General features: G+C 26.7%; 18 protein-coding genes. 2 read left to right on the forward strand and 16 right to left on the reverse strand.

Annotated features, from left to right (window positions below; genetic code table 11):
• Nucleotides 1-137 precede the first annotated feature (137 nt).
• The 9 genes from ABDZ93_RS04660 to ABDZ93_RS04700 form a co-directional block, all read right to left on the reverse strand.
• Nucleotides 138-893: a hypothetical protein gene (locus ABDZ93_RS04660; RefSeq protein ID WP_343824075.1), complete on the reverse strand. Its 756-nt coding sequence runs from the start codon at nucleotides 891-893 to the stop codon at nucleotides 138-140.
• Nucleotides 894-1,405: 512 nt separating this feature from the next.
• Complete coding sequence (locus ABDZ93_RS04665; RefSeq protein WP_343824077.1) at nucleotides 1,406-4,357, reverse strand: AAA family ATPase; 2,952 nt, start codon at nucleotides 4,355-4,357, stop codon at nucleotides 1,406-1,408.
• Between the two features lie 41 nt (nucleotides 4,358-4,398).
• Nucleotides 4,399-4,581 carry a hypothetical protein gene (locus tag ABDZ93_RS04670; RefSeq protein WP_343824079.1) on the reverse strand — a complete coding sequence of 61 codons (183 nt, stop codon included), beginning with the start codon at nucleotides 4,579-4,581 and terminating at the stop codon, nucleotides 4,399-4,401.
• A gap of 537 nt (nucleotides 4,582-5,118) precedes the next feature.
• Entirely contained in the window at nucleotides 5,119-6,888 is a 1,770-nt protein-coding gene (locus ABDZ93_RS04675) for a DEAD/DEAH box helicase (protein ID WP_343824081.1), read from the reverse strand.
• 20 nt (nucleotides 6,889-6,908) lie between these two features.
• The gene (locus ABDZ93_RS04680) at nucleotides 6,909-7,094 is read right to left on the reverse strand and encodes a DUF5659 domain-containing protein (protein WP_343824083.1); all 186 of its coding nucleotides are present in this window, start codon (nucleotides 7,092-7,094) and stop codon (nucleotides 6,909-6,911) included.
• A 15-nt stretch (nucleotides 7,095-7,109) separates the two neighbouring features.
• Entirely contained in the window at nucleotides 7,110-7,967 is an 858-nt protein-coding gene (locus ABDZ93_RS04685; RefSeq protein WP_343824085.1) for a hypothetical protein, read from the reverse strand.
• 16 nt (nucleotides 7,968-7,983) lie between these two features.
• Nucleotides 7,984-8,454 (reverse strand): hypothetical protein, encoded by a 471-nt coding sequence (locus ABDZ93_RS04690; RefSeq protein WP_343824087.1) that lies wholly within the window; start codon nucleotides 8,452-8,454, stop codon nucleotides 7,984-7,986.
• 427 nt (nucleotides 8,455-8,881) lie between these two features.
• Complete coding sequence (locus ABDZ93_RS04695) at nucleotides 8,882-9,160, reverse strand: antitoxin Xre-like helix-turn-helix domain-containing protein (protein WP_343824089.1); 279 nt, start codon at nucleotides 9,158-9,160, stop codon at nucleotides 8,882-8,884.
• Between the two features lie 41 nt (nucleotides 9,161-9,201).
• Nucleotides 9,202-9,501, reverse strand: a complete 300-nt coding sequence (locus tag ABDZ93_RS04700; protein ID WP_343824091.1) for a hypothetical protein — start codon at nucleotides 9,499-9,501, stop codon at nucleotides 9,202-9,204.
• 362 nt (nucleotides 9,502-9,863) lie between these two features.
• On the opposite strand from ABDZ93_RS04700, the gene ABDZ93_RS04705 reads away from it, so the two are divergent.
• A complete protein-coding gene (locus ABDZ93_RS04705) occupies nucleotides 9,864-10,070 on the forward strand; it encodes a helix-turn-helix domain-containing protein (protein WP_343824093.1) in 207 nt (68 codons plus the stop codon).
• A gap of 783 nt (nucleotides 10,071-10,853) precedes the next feature.
• Here ABDZ93_RS04705 and ABDZ93_RS04710 read toward each other — a convergent pair.
• The 7 genes from ABDZ93_RS04710 to ABDZ93_RS04740 all read right to left on the reverse strand — a co-directional run bounded on the left by ABDZ93_RS04710 (nucleotide 10,854) and on the right by ABDZ93_RS04740 (nucleotide 17,165).
• On the reverse strand, nucleotides 10,854-12,377 hold the full coding sequence (locus ABDZ93_RS04710) for an RNA-guided endonuclease InsQ/TnpB family protein (protein ID WP_343824094.1): 1,524 nt from the start codon (nucleotides 12,375-12,377) through the stop codon (nucleotides 10,854-10,856).
• 260 nt (nucleotides 12,378-12,637) lie between these two features.
• Nucleotides 12,638-13,231, reverse strand: coding sequence for a hypothetical protein (locus ABDZ93_RS04715; RefSeq protein WP_343824095.1), 594 nt, complete (start codon nucleotides 13,229-13,231; stop codon nucleotides 12,638-12,640).
• A complete protein-coding gene (locus tag ABDZ93_RS04720) occupies nucleotides 13,224-14,501 on the reverse strand; it encodes an FtsK/SpoIIIE domain-containing protein (protein WP_343824097.1) in 1,278 nt (425 codons plus the stop codon). Before ABDZ93_RS04720 ends, ABDZ93_RS04715 begins: the two co-directional genes overlap by 8 nt.
• A 125-nt stretch (nucleotides 14,502-14,626) precedes the next feature.
• A complete protein-coding gene (locus ABDZ93_RS04725; RefSeq protein ID WP_343824098.1) occupies nucleotides 14,627-15,004 on the reverse strand; it encodes a hypothetical protein in 378 nt (125 codons plus the stop codon).
• A gap of 142 nt (nucleotides 15,005-15,146) precedes the next feature.
• A complete protein-coding gene (locus tag ABDZ93_RS04730; protein WP_343824100.1) occupies nucleotides 15,147-15,344 on the reverse strand; it encodes a helix-turn-helix transcriptional regulator in 198 nt (65 codons plus the stop codon).
• Nucleotides 15,345-15,539: 195 nt separating this feature from the next.
• Entirely contained in the window at nucleotides 15,540-15,887 is a 348-nt protein-coding gene (locus ABDZ93_RS04735) for a ribonuclease H1 domain-containing protein (RefSeq protein WP_343824102.1), read from the reverse strand.
• Between the two features lie 531 nt (nucleotides 15,888-16,418).
• Nucleotides 16,419-17,165 (reverse strand): magnesium chelatase domain-containing protein, encoded by a 747-nt coding sequence (locus ABDZ93_RS04740; RefSeq protein ID WP_343824104.1) that lies wholly within the window; start codon nucleotides 17,163-17,165, stop codon nucleotides 16,419-16,421.
• Between the two features lie 346 nt (nucleotides 17,166-17,511).
• Here ABDZ93_RS04740 and ABDZ93_RS04745 point away from each other — a divergent pair, with 346 nt between their 5' ends.
• A complete protein-coding gene (locus ABDZ93_RS04745) occupies nucleotides 17,512-17,874 on the forward strand; it encodes a YraN family protein (protein ID WP_343824106.1) in 363 nt (120 codons plus the stop codon).
• The last annotated feature ends 62 nt before the right edge of the window (nucleotides 17,875-17,936 follow it).

Raw genomic sequence — 17,936 nt, forward strand, 5'->3', positions numbered from 1 at the left:
TATTAAAAGCACAGTTATTAAAACTGTATTAAAATTATTACTATTAACTAATAATAATCTCTAACAATCTTTAACAATCTTTAATTTGGGATATAATAAAAGACCTAGTATAAATACTAAGCCTAAAAATTGTAACATTACTTAATTTTCCATATATGTACTTTATAATATTGTATAAGATTATCTATATATTCCTTCACTAATAAAACTCTATTCTGACTACTTATATCCTGATAACATTGTAAAAAAGCCACCATTTTTATTTCATATCCGCTTAATAGTAAGCTTGGATATTTACTATATTCTTCTAACTCAAAAAAGATTACACTCAAAGAAAATCTATTTCCTAATAAATTCATTAAATAATCTTTATTTTCATTATTATTTTCAATATACTTAAAATTATTAAGTTCATCATGAATATCATTAAAATGATTTTTTAATCTTTTAGCATATTCTTCTCCTAATTCTTTAATAAAATAATTATAAGTTTTTTTATATGTATTATATTCATTAATAAATGATAACGGGTATTCATAGTTAAGATACTCATAATTTCTAAGTTCTTTATAAAATATATTAAATTCAAAAATAGCATGTGTAAGTTCATGAAATAATAATTCTTTAAAATTTACTTTTTCATCTTCCTCGTGAATATTTACATGTATTATTATAGAGCCTACAATACGCCTAAATACTGCTTCATAAGAGCCTAATCTTTTATCCTTCTCACAACATAGTTCGATTTTTCTAACTAATGAATATCCATCTATTTTAGGTTCAAAATTCATTTCATTAAAAGTTTCAATTATTAGTTTTTTATAAAACTGAATGTCTTCATAATTTAAATTTTTATCATAAATTATATCAATTCCCATAAATTTTTCTTCCATCTCTCTCTCCACCTCTCCCCCATATTTATACTTCTACAAACCTCATTATTATCCTTCATTTTACAACTCAATAATTAATTTAAACTTTTTTATAAAAAGTATTGATATTGTAATTTGTATATGATATAGTATAATTAGATAAATATAGCTCAATTTAAAACAAATAAAATAGTAGAAGACAGTTGGGGAACTGCCAACTACTGCACAAGCACATGAATGATATTCTACATATTTAATTCCCCGTCATTCTCGGAGGACTCTGTAGTAATAATCTACATATTTGTTAAACATAAAACCAATAAATTTTCTTCTTTAGATTATAAAGAGGTGGATTTTGCCACCCCTAATATCTCTAGTCGACTAGAGTTGCATATTTATTAAACGCACTCGCTAATAGCGTTAGTAAGTTACTAAATATTTTATTTTTCTCTTACTCATATACAAACAATTATAATCACCTCCAAACCCAGTAATAGAGCCATTTATCCATTAAAGGGTGTGGAGTTTTTTTGTTATTTTAAATAATCCTTAAAGCACTTAATAAAGCTATCTCTATTGTATTTATATAACATATTTAACAATTTCGTTCTAATCTGCTTGTTGCTACGTAAAAATTTATTATCTTTATCTAATGCTCTTTTTATTAACAGTGACATAGTATCTTGTTTTATATTTAATCCACATATTTTTTTAATAAATTCTCTGTATAAAAGTGAATAGTATTTATTTTCTTCTTCTGTGTCTAATTCAGCTTCACTCTTTATAAATTTAGTAGCATCAGTAAAATCTTGAGCCAGTTTTTCTACTTTTGTAGCTTGTTTTCTATCCTGTGTCTTTTTATCTCCCCATGCTACTAAAAAATTCGCATCTGGAACTCTATTCTTTGTATTAGCACTTTTTATTTTATCTATTTCTTTTAAAATCCAATTAAATGGACAATTAAAATCAACTAAGCTATTAATCATGTTTTTCTTTTCTTCCTTAATTGCTTCTTGTTTTTCTTTTTTAGATAATTGTTTAAATCCATTTTTAGTCTTTAAGCTTTTTTCTATTTCTTTATTTTCAAATTCAGAACTTGTATATTGCCAAAAGATAGGCTTTGCTTTAGCAGGTAATTCTTTTCTAATTCTATTTATTTCTTTATTTAATCCATCATCTCCATTACCAACTTTAAAAGCTCTCTTGCTACTATCCACGGATACCTGTGCAAGAACACTAAGAATACATACATTGTCTAATAATTTTTTAATTTCTTCATCTTCAGTAACTTTATCAATAAAATGATAATTATAATCTTCTATTTCTTTTGTTTCTATATCCTGTTTATTAATCATATCCCAGTATTGGCTTAAATATAATTGTGCAACATTACTAGAAGTTCCAATTGCCTTTTGACTGTTTTGTAATATACAATCCACTTTAGCTAAATCCTCCATTGTATTATTATAAGTTTTATCAGTTTGTACAAATCCATTAACGATTGTAGGATAACTTTGAGCCTTCTTACACGCTTCTAATATTAATTTATTATTAGTGCATAGCAAGAAATCTGTGTCCTCATCCATACCGTTACCCCTGTCTTGTACGTCATTTTCAAGCATATTTACTGCTATTACATTAGTACCAAAATCACTAAAATACTTGTCCATTTCTTCATCAATTACATTTTCAAAATGTAAGATATTATTTACAGAATTATGCGGAGACCTAAATGCTCCAATTTCTTCACCATCTTTAAACCTTTTACAATAACAACTATTTTTATTCGGTAATGTACTGTCTGCATATCCTTCTATAACTCCATCTTTAATATACTCATCTAATTGCCCTGTGCAATATTTCAATAGTAGCATCGGATTTGCCAAAATAGTTTCATTGTCACCCTCACAAAGCAGCTTCCCTTTTTTTAATGTATCTTTATATTTGTTAATTTCTGCTTTTCTGTTATCTTTAAAATAATAACTATTAATAAAAGTTGGATATGTAGTTGCTAAATCTGCTAATAATAAGTTGTTATTTACATCGGATTTTGTTCTCTTCAAATGTTCAACAAAGAACTTATCATCATTTTGTAGCTTATTAATATATTCTTTAGAATCTGCAAATAATTCTTCAACATTATCTTTTTTAATTGGTAGTGTTTGTATAATTTGATAACTCATTCTCTGTTTACTACCATATTTACTTGCATGATTTCTTTTACATATGCCAAATTTACAACCATTCTCTTCAACCCATTTTGCCCACTCCTCAAATGCTTCTTTAGTTACTCCTAAGAATTTCTCCCATTTCATGGCATTTTCAGTAGTTATCATTTTTATGTCTTTTACTTTAACCTCTCTATTATATCTATCTACAATAGTAGCTGTTTCATAATTCTCTTTGTAATATTCTTTAAAATACTTTTGAAAATTACAACAAAATGCTCCTGTTTTATAAAAATGATGTCTTAAACCTCTAAAGCCTTTTCCACCTTGCAACAAACACATACCATCCCAAATAGTATTTTTACATTGTTCTCTAGTATGTATAGCTTCACTCTCTCCAGTAATCTCATTTCTAATAATTTTTATTACATCTTGCATATCACTATAACTATATAAATCACTTACTACTAATATTTCACTTGGTTTAATAACTATATAATCTTCTATTGCAGATGCTACTAAACTTTTATAGGCTTCCATTTCTACTAGCTTTGCATTTATCTGGGGTAACTCAATGCCCATTCTTTGCCATTTGTCAATTTCGTCAAACAACTCAGAATTTATAAAATAATCTTCACCTTTTTTAGCTTTACCTGTTGTTCTAAACCAAAATTTATATGTTATAGTTTTATCAAATACCTTTTCTTTATTAACTGTTTTATATGTATCTAAAGAGAATCCTTCTGTATATAATAAATCTCTAATTTCATCTTTTTTATATGTATTTTCGTCTATATTTTTTTCTAGTTGTTTCATTGCATCGTTGTTATTAGAAATTTCATTTATACATTCTTTATCAATTTCAGATAATTCACTTTTATATTTTTCTAATTTGGCTTTTCTAGTTCCTATCTTTTCATTTAATTTATTTATTTCTTTTTCATCTTCAAGCAACTCAATTTCTTCTTTATATAAAACTAATTTACCTTCAGCTTTTTCTATCATTTTATTTAATTGTTTTATTCTAGCTATTGTTTCTTTATTATCTTTCTTTATTAACTTATTATTTGCTTTAATAATATTGTAATCTTCTATCATTTTATCAGCTTGTTGACTTGTATATTTATAATCAAATTTAAGTGATATTATATCATTAGTTCCGCCTTGTTTACTTATTGCTAATCCCAATTCTTTTAATTTATCTAATAATAAACTATTGCTAAATACAGCTTTACCATATTCTTCTTGTCTACCATCTTTTAATTTTAATACTTCTGCTCCATTTATAGATTTAATTTTTATTCCATTATTTTTCATTTTTCTACACTCCTTCTGAATTATTTGAATTAATTTTTGAATTATCTATTACTATGTAGTTCTTGATTTATCTCTGTTAAGTCTATATGTAATTTTTCTGTATCTTTGAATATGTAAATCCATCTGTTGTTATCCTTTAGATTCTTTTCTTTATCTAAAAGTATGTTCCCTTGTCCTATAAGCTCATAAGCTAATGATTTTTTATGTATTTTATATATTTGCATTTTGGATCTAACCTCCCTTCTATTAAAATGTTATTTTTATTGACCTGAGGTAAAGATTATTTCCCTTGGATGTCGTAAAACACGACAACTCAAAGTTAAGTAAGTAAATTGTATTTTGGATTATAAGCTTATTGATGATAGTGAGAGTCCGAAACTTGTTTTCCCGCCGTTAAGCTTACATAAGGCATCCATGTTTCGTAGTTACCAATTACACTCTTAATATCTATATGTTTCATACCCTTCCGTATTATCTTCCCTCTGGTCAGATATCGCCCTACTTAGGGCTATACGTACATTTTCGTCGGCTAAAGACCTCCTTAAATGTCAGTTGCTTTTATAATATTTTATGTATACCTTTTTATACCTTTCACACCTCTTAAACATAGTTGTATCAATGGTTTAAGGTACTTTAAAGATATTAATGGACATATATTCTAATAGAACTACTTATATAGAAACAATGTTTATTTGTAATAATAAAACCTCTGTAACGTAGTCATACCAACGGTTACATGGTTTCAAAAGGTATCTAATAGGTTAATATTTCATTAAGTACATTGTTTTTTTACTATGTTTGGTATAACCTATTTTTACTCTTTTCTTCTTCATCAACTTTATAAAATTTTCATCTTTCCATATTGCTGACCAAGTTTGTTGTGGTATTCCTAAGTTTTCATAGACATCTTTACAAGTAATTCTTTTTTTATCCCATTCGTTCTCAATCCAATTTATTATAGTTTCTTTATTTCCTGTTGGTTTTTCTTCAGTAATTTTTAAAATATCCTTAGTCATTATTCCCTCCATTTGCTCTAATGCCATTATTATTACATCCGTTTCTTTACAAAATATGTGAAATACTGCTCTAGGCTCATCATTTCTTTGTACTCTTTTTAGTCCTTGGTACATACTACTCGCCATATCACTAATCATTAATTCCTGTATGTCTTTTTTATTAGCAAATCCCCATTCGTTAATATTAATTCTTTTTACTTCAATTTCTTCATCCTTTAGTACAACATCATTAAAATACTCATACAAAAATACATAGTAAGCAGGACTTAATCTATAGGTGTGAATATAAAAACATTGTTTGTAATCTCTATATTTATTTACACCCCTCATATTTTCAAAATTTAAAATTGATATATTAGTATTATTTTTCAGATACTTTTCTTCAGTTAAAAGACTTGTACATTCTATCTTCTTCGTTAATATTAATCCTTTATTATTTTCATCTACGTGTGAATTAATATATTTAGTAATGATGTCTCTAAAGTTTTTATCAATGTTCTTTGCAGATGTAGTTGTCTTTATTTTTGTTATATTTACTTTACATTTACTGTGATTAATTATTCTTTTAGTTCCAACCACATCAAATAATTTATTCTGATACATTGTATAAAAACTTGCTGAAGCATCTAGCCAAATATTATTTTTTAACATTAAATATTTAAAATTATAATTATAGGAGTAAATCTTTCCCTCTTTCACATTTATAAGTGCAATATAATCAATTATTGATATCCATGTATTGTATATGTAGTCTATTTTATTAAGTAGTGAATTTATGGTCTCTTTTGTATTATCTTTTAACCATTCTTCATTCATAGATTTAATATCATTTTTTATAGTAAGATAATATTCATCTATAATACACTTGTCTATGTCTATCTCTTTAACTCTATGTAATTGATTTTTAGGTTTATACTCACTACTATTTAATTCCTCTAGTAATTTATCAACCAAATTTCTAAAATCATTTCCAATATTTTTATTGTATGAATTTAATAATATTTGTAACGTTTCAATTTCAGCCTTAGAAAATTCAAAGTAACCATCTTTAACAGGATTGATTTCTTCATCTATTATCAAGGTGTGAAATTTATTACTTATCACATTCCTTAACTCTTTATGTTTTTCTGTAGTTGGATTAACTATATTGCAATATGTAGAATGAGTAGTGATTATAATTTCATAATTTTTAATCTCATATATGTTATTAGTACAATACTCTGATTTCATGGTTTCATCAAATATCAATGCAATAGCTTTTTGTTTGTGAAATTTGCTATTTATCTTTTTAGTTATGTCAAGACATTCAGCCTTGAATTTACTAATAAATATGTACTTTCTTTTATTAAACGGATTTTTGATTCCTTCAATCATGGCATCTATTGATGTGGTTGTTTTTCCTCCTGCGGTTTCTATGGCAAAAGTCTTAAATTTATCTTTATTATTTCCATATGTAATTTCTTGTTTTAATAATTTTAATTCCGTATTTTCTTCTTGTAATTCGTAACATTCCATATTCGCAAAATCCTCCTATCCTAATTAATTCCATATGTATATTTATCTTTCTTAGTCCATTCCTTCAATGCATGGTCAAGTTCATCTGTCATTTTAAACAGAAATATAAGATAGTTAGGATTCATTTTATCTGTATCTATCTTTGCAATTCTAAACCCTTTTTCAGTTAAATAATTTGCTAATCTCTTACTTTTTATTACTTTCATTCTCTTACATCCTTTCTACGCAACCTTACTTTTCTTACTTATTTCTCTTATTAATTTTTCACCTTTATATGTATAATTAACATAGTTATATATCTTATAATTGCTTATATCCGTTTCTAAGGCTCTTTCTATGTACTGGTCTAGCTTATCTAAGTCCACCATACATCCGACTGCTAAAGTTATATCCTTGCTATTGTAAGTACCTTTATCACCATCCTTATAGCCTTTACAGTCACCTTCTGCGGACATTAGTTTCTGTAATCCATACACGTTAAAATCGCATGGGAATGTTAGTTTAACTTTTATACTTTCCCCTACATTACCTTTTAAACAATTATATGTATAAGCTTGTTCTAGCAGATTAAACTTCTTATATATACTTATTACATATTTATCAAATTCGGCTTTATTAGAACATTTAACAACATTTTTACTGTCCCAACGCCATCTAAACCAACATTTATGATGGCTTGTGTATCCAAACATCACTAAGGCATTTAAAAATATAATACTGCTATCTCCATTTACATCCTTAAAAAAAATATTATAATTTTCCTCTACCCATGCATGAGTTAATTCGTGTCCAATCACACCTTTTAAATACTTTTTGTTGTATTTATTTTCCCAATTATCATTTGTTTCTTTATAGTACAAATCTATTACTTTTCTATCAATTTCTATGAGCCACTTGTCCTCATTTTCATCTTTAGTTATACGACCTGCCACATTTTCTTCTAATTCACTAGATTCTTTAATTTCTACTGGTGTGTACAACAATGGCTCTCGATTATACTTTTTAACAATCTTTCTCATTTTTTTAATTTCTTTAGCCATCAATTCTTCTAATAATAGTTGTCTTTCTTCTTTATTCATTTACATTGCTCCTCTCCTAAAATATAATTCTATTTCCTATACTCATTAAATTTTCTTCTATTATCTGAGTTCTATCCCAACCGCATACTATATTATAAAAATCCTCATTCCATTCCTTAACATCATTCCAATTGAAATCATCATATTCATCTGTAAAAGTTTCACCATATTTATATTGTAAAAATTTATGATACGATTCTAATTGCTCATTATTTAAATACTCACTTATTTTCCATTCATTCATGTTGGAATACTCTCCTATTCCTTCTGCATAACCTATCATTAAAGCTTTACCATTGTTAATCAAATCTTCATCAGTTTCATAAAAGCCATCAGCTATATAAACATTACCTTCATCAGTTAAATATACATATTGCTTATAAAAATTAGGCATACCAATTATATTTTCTGCAACCTTCATATATCTTCTTTCAATTTCTTCCTTTACTTTTTTTTGGTTAATTAATTCTTCAAACTTTATTTTCATTCTTTCTCTCCTTCTGGTGCAGGTCACCATCCTTTAATATTTTAGAATCCATAACAGACTCATGCTTGTACCCTTTTTCAAAGGTACAAAATCAATCTATTATCATCTCTTAAGGTTATAAATACAATTATTTCCACCACCTCAAACCCTTGGTATGACTCATTAAAATTTCTTAACGTTATATAAGTAATTTTTCTTGACATTACGTTAAGACTACTGTAATATATAATTAAGGTGAGATAATTATATAGTTTTTAAGAGTTAAGATATAATTTAATTGTACCATATTTTGTTTGAATTGGTACATATAATTCGTTCATCAAATTTCGATTGTATGAGTAGTTATTTAACTGCTCTTTTTTAATTGTGTTAAAATTTGGATTTTATTTTAGGTATTTATTACCTCTTTGCATAATATTTGTACATATTAAGTCTTCTGTGTAAGAGTTTTAATCTTATCACGACCCAAATCCTCTATGAGTTTAGATTGTTCTTCTTGGCTCAATTTAGACCATACAGAGAGTGCTGTAGTGTACTTTACTGTACCGTCTGATATAAGCTCTTGCAGGTCTGGGGATAAAGTTTGAAGTTGCTTAAGTCTTCTCAAGGTTCTAACATCCACTCCTAATTCTTTAGCCATTTGTTCTTGAGAAATTCGGTCAATTTGTCCTAATTTATTTGGTCTACCAACTTGTATCCCACACAATTTCTCATATTCTCCAAATACTCTGCCTTGTTTAACTGGGTCTACATCACTGTTAAGAGTAAATTACCTACATATAACCTGTCAAAACTATCTTCATCCTCTTCAACATTGTTTACTGACATTGATACTTTATTTTCTCCATCCCATATATGTAGTCCTAATCCGTCATCATTGCTCCAGTTCCAATTAATGTTGCTTTTAAATACTATTACATCTTCTTCATTTTGGTTATCTATGACTAAGTTGTCCTCACCCTCTAAAATATTTACTAAGAATAAATCCATACTAAGCATGATATCCTCCACATTTTTAATTGCGTTTTTTAATACATTTTTCATCATTTTTATATTCCCCCTATTTTTTATTTGGTTTAATTGGATTAATATATTCCATCATCATTTTTATAGTATTCTCTATACAATTCTTCCATTTCTTTTTCTATTTGCTTTGCCAAATCCTCTAGCAACCTACCTATTGCTTCTCTATCCCTTCTCATTTCTTCTAGTAATTTCTTTTTTTTAAATCATTTAAGTTAATAATCATTTTTCCATCCCCTTGTTTGTTTGATTTATCCTATGATTTAATAATACTACCTTCAAACGGTATTGTCAACCGTTTATAAGTAAATAATTTATTTTTATTGAACTTTTTTCACGTCCTATGATATAATATGAACATGAAGATATGAATATGAGGTGATTAAATGATAGATATGAAATTGCATATTAAATTAGCTGAAAAGAGAATGACTCAGAAAGAATTATCTGAAGCAACAGGCATTGGTAAGAATTCAATAAGCAGGTATTGCAATGGTACTTTTGAAAAGGTAGATAAACAACATCTAAATATACTTTGTGAATTCTTTAATTGTCCTCTGTCAGAAATAATAGAATATGTAGATGAAGATTAAGGTTATACTTATGTATAGCCTTTTTCTTTTCAATAAAAAAAGAGAGCTATTAAACTCTCTTAAATTTATTTTAAAATTAAATTCTAAAATATATGTTAATTATATTCCGTATTCTATATATTTTATTTTCATTAACAAGTATCACTTTTATTTTTCTGAGGATATGAATTTAGGTGCAGATTGAAGTGCTTTAAGTTCTTATTTATTTATAAGTATTACTTTTATTTGGCTATATACCTAAATATAGTATAATTAATCTACTTTAAGTTCTTATTTATTTATAAGTATCACTTTTGTTTTCCAAAATATTTTTCTACTGGTAATATATAGATATACTACTTTAAGTTCTTGTTTATTTACAAGTATCATTTTTACCTAGTAGCCCGTAGTGGTTGCATTTGGTACGCCCTTTAAGTTCTTATTTATTTACAAGTATCATTTTTATAGCTAAAATCGTTACACCCGTTAATACATCTATATTGGAATTTAAAGTAGACTAGCTTAGAATACAATTTAATAATTTATTTACATGATGATACTGAATATTTTTAGACACCTTTACATACCTCTACCCATTGATATTTCAGTTTTTGTTATATGTCTTAAAAACAATTATTAAGAACTTACCATATTGCTATGGGGGATGTCGTAGTATAATGGCATATATACTATAACTTATCGAGACTAACAATCTCCAATCTAGTGTGCCATGGTTGTAATTTTACAATTAGATTTTAGGATGCCCAATCACCCTTACTTATGTTTAAGGTATTTATAACCTCACTACTTCATATTTTCATATATTTTATCTATTATTTCTGTTTGTCTTAATATCCTATCATTTATTTTATTTATCTTTTCTTTATTTTGGACTGATTTTAAATCATAGTGAAGTTTTAAAAATTTTTCTACCGCGTTATATAACTCAACTCCACCTTCTACATCCATTATTTTTTTCATAGGAAATTTATCTATATAGTTTTCTTTAAATAAATCTTGGATATATGATTGAATTTTTATTTTAACTTTTATATTTTCTTGTGCTATGTTTAGTGAAGCATTATAATCAGCATTTCTCTTAGCTCCACAATTAATACACATAAAATTAGATTGATTTTTTCTATTTTCTTTATGTATATACCCACAACATGAACACATCTGAGATGTATATAAAGGTGATACCTTTCTAACCTCTATATTGTACTTCTCTGCCTTATTTTTTATTTTCCTTTGTAAATCATCGTATGACCAACTATCTAGGAATTTACTATTTTTGTCCGATTTTTTAATACCTGATAAATCTTCCATCTGAATAACTCCGCATCCATGTTTTAATGCCTGATTTACTATATGTTTTGCATATTTGTGATTTGTAGTGTCTCTAAAATTCGATATTTTATTGTTTACATTCTCCAAAGGTTTCATTCTAGTTTTATATCCTCGATTCAGTCTACCTTTTCCACAATATTTAGATTGTCTTTGTAATGCTACTTTTCTACTTTCAGTTTTTCTCTTAAATTCGCTTATTTCAGAACCATCTATAAAAAATCTATCCAAGCTATTATTAAATGCTCCTACACAAGCCTTTTTTACACCTAAATCTATTCCTAAAATATTAGATTTATCTAATTCTTTAACGGAGTCCACTTCAAATTTATATGTCAATATTAAGTCATACCACGCCTTATTTCTTTTCTTTCTAATTTGCATTTTACTCCCTGCAACTTTATAAGTACCATCTAAAATTCTATGAAGTATAACCTTTTGTGTATTATCCTTTACTATCATTTCAAATAAGACACTTGTCGATTCTTTATTTCTTTCTTTTTTATAGTTCAAGTTAATCATTTTTATATTAGAATAATATTTATTATTTTCGTTATAAATTTCAATGGTATTACCTGCAACTTCAATTGGAAAATCTTTTTTATTAAATACTGAAGGTGATTTTAAACCGTTCCGTATATCTTCAATATCATTATTCCATTTATCTGCTCCTAGTTTAATGGTGGCTGATAAATTTGAAGAATACATAATTGATTCATTTTTTAATTTATCATAACAAAACCCTTGTAAATCAGTATAATCCAATATTTCATTCATCCTATTTTTATCATATGACACGTTTTTGATATATTGACTAGCTAAATTTTCATATTCCCAACATAGACAAGTTGTTTTATTTAACAAATAATTAGTTTCTTTTAATATTCTGCTATATAATATATCCCATTCTTCTGTTGTATAATCTACTGGTTTTATTTCATATTTCATAACCCTACATATTTCTTTTTTTGTTTTTTTCACCTTTTATTCACACTCTCCTTCCCCTTATATAATGTGTATATTTTATTAGATATATTCTTAATTAAATATTTCACAAAATATAAAATGACTACCTATTATCGCCAATCCTTAAATCCACATTTCTCTATTACTTATTTAGCTTTTAAAACTGCATAATTTCAATACATTCAACCCTTAATATATACCTTTTAATATAGTACAATTCTATAGGTATAATTTATTTATTATAAATCTCATCTATGAGCATAAAAAAAGAAGTGCTAATTAAACACTTCTTCTATATTATCTAAATTCCAATTCAAATTAATTATAGTTATATCTTCATATCCATTTAATTTTTTATCCCACTCATTCTTTTTTACAATTAAAATACTCGGTAAAAATCCATATTGGTTTTGAAAATAATTACTATTATATACATCTTTAATTTTATCAATGTGAGTGTTATGAGTATAGTCAATTTCAATAATCACTGGATAAGTATTTATATACTCACCATCATCTATTTCTATTTCCATAAATCCATCTATTTTACGCTTTTTATTTGGGCATAGAACCATTTTCTCCTTCTCGAATGTTATTACATTCCCAATTGTGCAAAGTCTACTATATACCTCTAATAGCTTTAAATTATGAGGTTTGAGAGGTCTATTAAGATAATATATTACTTCTGCTCCTACTTCTTTATTTCTCTTTATATATTTATTTTTATATAATATTCTCAACCTTTTTCTAGCTAAGTCATATTTATTATTAGCATTATTAAAAAACAAGTTAGCACAAATATTTATAGTGATACTTCCATGTTCCTCTATAAACTTCAGTATTTTATTATCTCTATCCTTCTTATACATTTCTACCCTGCTTAATTTCAGTTACTTCTATATTTTTAACTCTGCTAACTTTTTCTACTGCCACTTCATCTTTTTTTCTTTTAACTACTTTTTTAGATTTTTTATTTTTTAATTCTACAACCTTATTATATTGTTTCTGCTCTCTAATAGGCTCTAGGAATGTATTTAATCTATGATTTGATATACTTTCTTTAACACATTTTTTAATCATGCAATCGTCAATATAAAGACTTTTAGACCATACTTTATTGCTTCCATAAGTAGTCATAAATATTCTAGGTTGTAATCCCACTAGTTCAGTAGTATCACATATCACTAAACTACTAGCAGAATTAGTCTGAGTAAAAGATATTTTAGTACATAAGTTAGCTTTTAATGATGGATCTAAAACAGTAGTATCACTTCTTTGTAAAGCAATAATTAAAAATATACCTGCTTTTCTACCTTTTCTAACTAAGTGTTTTAATATGTTGTAACATTTAATCTTAGTTTCATAACCTTCTTCTAATTTATTGGATGGAAAATAATCTGCAAATTCATCTAAAACTAAGTAATCATAAGCCATTCTTTTGTTGGGAAACTTAGCATTATATTCTTTTATATCTGCTACATTGTTCTTTTTGAATATATCTAACCTTTTACTATACATATGATTAATATACTCAAACATCTTTAAACTTTCATCTATCTTTTCTACATAAGCTTTAACTTGTTTACATCTTATAAAATTCTTAAAATCATTAGATTCAGATATATTAGAGAAGTAAATATTAATATCTCTTTCACTATTACTATTAATAAGATTACTTAATATAAGTTTTAATTCCTGGGTTTTACCTGAACCTGTAGCTCCACTAATTAGAATATGTGGGTATTGATTAAGATTAACTATAATAGGTTCAAAGTGATTATCTAATCCTATATAAACTTCATATGGCTTTATTTCTACTGGATTAAATTTTTCATTTATTTCTTTCTTAATAACTCTAACTGTAGCAGTGCCATTATCATTTTGCTCTATTTCTATATCACCCTTAAAATTATTTTTTAGTAAATCTCTAAACCCCTCCAATTCCTTAAATTCTTTATTTTTGAGAGATATTATAAATTCAGTTCCATAGTCAGTTAATTGAGTTGCTATGATATAAAACTCTTTATCTTTTACTTTTATTGTATCTCTAAATATCTTATTTTCTTTGTAGTAATTCCTATACTTATATAAGTTATATCCTGCTACTAATGTTGTAGCTACTCCTATTTCAGTAATCATAATAGTACCTCCAAAATGAATATAATTAATAGCTTTGGTTAAGCTATATGTAGAGAGAAAGAGATGAACTCAAATTTAAGTATGGTGACTTAAATTATAATAAGAGTTCAATCTCAATTGTTAAACTAATCTATAGTTGGATTAGTATTGAATTTGAATACATTAGAAAGTTTATATTGAAGTATAATCATTCTAAGTTTCCTATTCATTTTTTTGAACTTTGATTTCGTTATGCTATGGTCGGCTAACTTATCAAATAATTCATCCTCAAAGGTATAGTATTTATTACTATATCTTTTTTTACTTTTACTTATTGCCTTGTTTAACTCTTTAATAAAGTTGCATAAAGTATCGTCATTAAATAAACAATTATCTAATACATACTTTAAATTAATTGCAACTTTTAAATAGCTCTTATAGCTATAGCAATGTTCATTAATATCGAATTTTTGAGTTTTAGGGCAATAGGTATTAACTGCTTCTCTTACTAAATAATTCATCATGTGTATTCCTTCTTTCGTTTTAAAGTGTACTATTAATTTGTACCTACTATAAATATATTCACTAGGTATAAAATATGTTCACATTTAAACAAATATTTTTTCATATTGTAAATTAAAATCACAATAAAAAAAGATATAGGTATTATTCTTTATACCATATATCTTCAATTCTCATATTTAGTCTCTCAGCTATTTGAAAAGCATTATCTAACCCAACTACTCTTTTATTGTTTTCTATCATGCTATACATACTTCTGCTAATTCCTAAGAAGTCTGCAAAATCCTTACTATTTTTATATCCCCTATTTAATCTTATCTCTAATAACCTATTTTTAAGCATATCATCACCTCTAATATATATTATTCTATCTCAGTATATTATTTCCTTTTATTGTCAAAGATTTTCATGAGGTGAGTTTATGGATTTTTTAAAATATGGTTTGAAAATATGGCTTTTAGGTTGTGGAGTTGCTTTGAATGTTTTAATAATATATATGTTAGTTACTTTAAACTAAATGAAAAAAATGGGTAGAAATTAATCTACCCACTCTTTAATTAAATCTACTATTACTGATTCTTCATTCTCTTTAAACATATTACATTTATCTTTAAATTTTTGCATTAGTTCATTCGGCACTCTTATACCCTTCAGATAAGTTGTTTCTGCTTTTCTCTTTTTAGTGTATTGTTGTGCTTTTATATCCTTCTCTAATTTCTCATCTACATCTTTTATATCCTTCAAATATGCCTTTGCTTCTTCTTCTGTCTTAAAACTCTTATATATACTCGGATATCCTTTTACTATCTTTTCACACTCTGCCCACGTTGTTACTATCTTATCTTTCGTGTTATGTCCTTTTTTAATGGCATAGTATTTACACACTTTATTCACCTTCTTAATTTCTTAACTTTAAACTTATTACTATTATTATATCTAATAAAAACTTTAAAATTAAGACTAGACTTTTGGTTTAGAACATGTTAATTTTTGGTTGGCGGTGGACACATTGCGAGTAGATATAAGAGACCTATGTTTTGTAAAAAAGCATAGAATCCCCTATATCAAACGATTTTAATTTTTGTATAGTCGGAGTTGTATCGCTCGTTTTAATATCCGTAACTGGCATATTAGTCTTAACAATTACATTCTAGCCCTACAATTGTACTTATTCTAAGTTTAACTAATTATATGCTCGTGTATCTCTACACCTAGACTTCCTAGCCTTACCTTTTATTAACCTGTCCCTCGGATTCTCACCTTAACGGTACACGACAGGGGTTTACGCCTTATAGTTACGGTTATAAGACGTAGATTATCCCTTACCCTCTAGCAACTTTTTTCATGCTGTGGGGAGTTCTACACCTCTTACGATAGGTTATTTTAAATATAGATTACTCCTTCTCAACTATAGCCTTAAATATAATAAAAACCTAAGGACTTTCCGTATTCTTTTAAATACCAAGTCATTAGGTTTATCATGTAATAACACCACTTGGTATTAATACATATTATAAGTACATTATGATTTCCTGCTACAGCCACTTCCAAGGCTCTTTTAGCTGCTTGTTGTCCTATGACATCTTCAAAATCTAATGTATAACTTTTATTTTTAAGCTCGCCTCTGTTCGTAATTGTATATGGCTTCACATCATTATAAGTAAAAAGATGAATTACTTCATTTAAATTTTTAATTGGGTATATATTTGCTCCTTCAATGCAAGCACATTCATCTTTATTCTCCATAGGTACTATAAAGTTCTTTACCCCATGTTTTATACCTTCAATTACTATAGGTAGAGCTCCCTTTATTTTATTTACACTTCCATTTAAAGATAACTCACCCATAAATATAAAATTATCTGGATTTTCTAAAAAAAGTTGATTAGTTGCTAAAAGAATCCCTACAGCTATAGGTAAATCATAGTGTGAGCCTTCCTTTCGTATATGGGCTGGAGCTAAATTTACAGTTATTCTACTAATTGGAAAATCCAAAGAAGAATTGGTTATAGCTGATCTAACTCTATCCTTAGATTCCTTTACAGCCGTATCTCCTAGGCCTACAATATTAAAATTAGGTAATCCATAAGTGATATCTACTTCCACATTAATTAATATACCTTCCACTCCGGAAAAGGCTGCGCTCTTTATTTGAATTGACACAATTTCACCTTCTAAATATAAATTTCCAACTTTATCCGATAACTAGCAGCTCTAATACTCCAATAGCACTCTGTGAAAGCGATTCGCGCCAAATCATAGATTTGGACTCTCTGCTTTTCTTCAAAGTGGGAGTAAAGAGCTGCTACGTCCCTTGATAACGATTTCTAACCTTCATAGTGAGTAAAAACACTACCTATGAAGGAAAGAACTCTGTTTATAAATGTAAGTATTGACCATTGAATTTAGAATAAATCAGTTTCATAAAAATTTTAATTAAATAAAAGTTTAACTTAAGACTATATTGTCTAATATATAAACAAGTTAATTTATATGAGGTTATTTTTAAATGAAGATTTTAAATAAAACTATAGGTAGCTATGGAGAAAATTTAGCTAGAGATTACATTAAAGAAAAGGGATATATAATATTAGAAGAAAACTTTTTATGTAAGCTAGGAGAAATTGATATTATTGCTCGGAATGACAATTATATTTGCTTTATAGAGGTAAAAACCCGATATAGTAAAAGATATGGTACCCCCTTAGAAAGCATTACAAACACTAAGAAAAAAAAGTTATATAAAACTGCTGAATATTATATTTGTTCAAAAAATATACATAAATCCTATTTTAGATTTGATGCCATAGAGGTAACTCTTATATCTTCCGGTGAAACCCCTAATATTACTCTTATTAAAAATGCTTTCTAAAAAGTAAATACCTGAATAAAAAAGTAATTAGATAACTTTTTTATTCAGGTATTTTTTATTTT

The organism is Clostridium subterminale (genome assembly GCF_039521425.1).
GTDB classification, from domain to species: Bacteria; Bacillota; Clostridia; order Clostridiales; family Clostridiaceae; genus Clostridium_J; species Clostridium_J subterminale.

Excerpts from the sequence above, each read along its gene's own strand:
- ABDZ93_RS04660 (WP_343824075.1), bottom strand. The coding sequence starts at position 893 with ATGGAAGAAAAATTTATGGGAATTGATATAATTTATGATAAAAATTTA.
- ABDZ93_RS04665 (WP_343824077.1), bottom strand. The coding sequence starts at position 4,357 with ATGAAAAATAATGGAATAAAAATTAAATCTATAAATGGAGCAGAAGTA.
- ABDZ93_RS04670 (WP_343824079.1), bottom strand. The coding sequence starts at position 4,581 with ATGCAAATATATAAAATACATAAAAAATCATTAGCTTATGAGCTTATA.
- ABDZ93_RS04675 (WP_343824081.1), bottom strand. The coding sequence starts at position 6,888 with ATGGAATGTTACGAATTACAAGAAGAAAATACGGAATTAAAATTATTA.
- ABDZ93_RS04680 (WP_343824083.1), bottom strand. The coding sequence starts at position 7,094 with ATGAAAGTAATAAAAAGTAAGAGATTAGCAAATTATTTAACTGAAAAA.
- ABDZ93_RS04685 (WP_343824085.1), bottom strand. The coding sequence starts at position 7,967 with ATGAATAAAGAAGAAAGACAACTATTATTAGAAGAATTGATGGCTAAA.
- ABDZ93_RS04690 (WP_343824087.1), bottom strand. The coding sequence starts at position 8,454 with ATGAAAATAAAGTTTGAAGAATTAATTAACCAAAAAAAAGTAAAGGAA.
- ABDZ93_RS04700 (WP_343824091.1), bottom strand. The coding sequence starts at position 9,501 with ATGATGAAAAATGTATTAAAAAACGCAATTAAAAATGTGGAGGATATC.
- ABDZ93_RS04705 (WP_343824093.1), top strand. The coding sequence starts at position 9,864 with ATGATAGATATGAAATTGCATATTAAATTAGCTGAAAAGAGAATGACT.
- ABDZ93_RS04715 (WP_343824095.1), bottom strand. The coding sequence starts at position 13,231 with ATGTATAAGAAGGATAGAGATAATAAAATACTGAAGTTTATAGAGGAA.
- ABDZ93_RS04720 (WP_343824097.1), bottom strand. The coding sequence starts at position 14,501 with ATGATTACTGAAATAGGAGTAGCTACAACATTAGTAGCAGGATATAAC.
- ABDZ93_RS04725 (WP_343824098.1), bottom strand. The coding sequence starts at position 15,004 with ATGATGAATTATTTAGTAAGAGAAGCAGTTAATACCTATTGCCCTAAA.
- ABDZ93_RS04730 (WP_343824100.1), bottom strand. The coding sequence starts at position 15,344 with ATGCTTAAAAATAGGTTATTAGAGATAAGATTAAATAGGGGATATAAA.
- ABDZ93_RS04745 (WP_343824106.1), top strand. The coding sequence starts at position 17,512 with ATGAAGATTTTAAATAAAACTATAGGTAGCTATGGAGAAAATTTAGCT.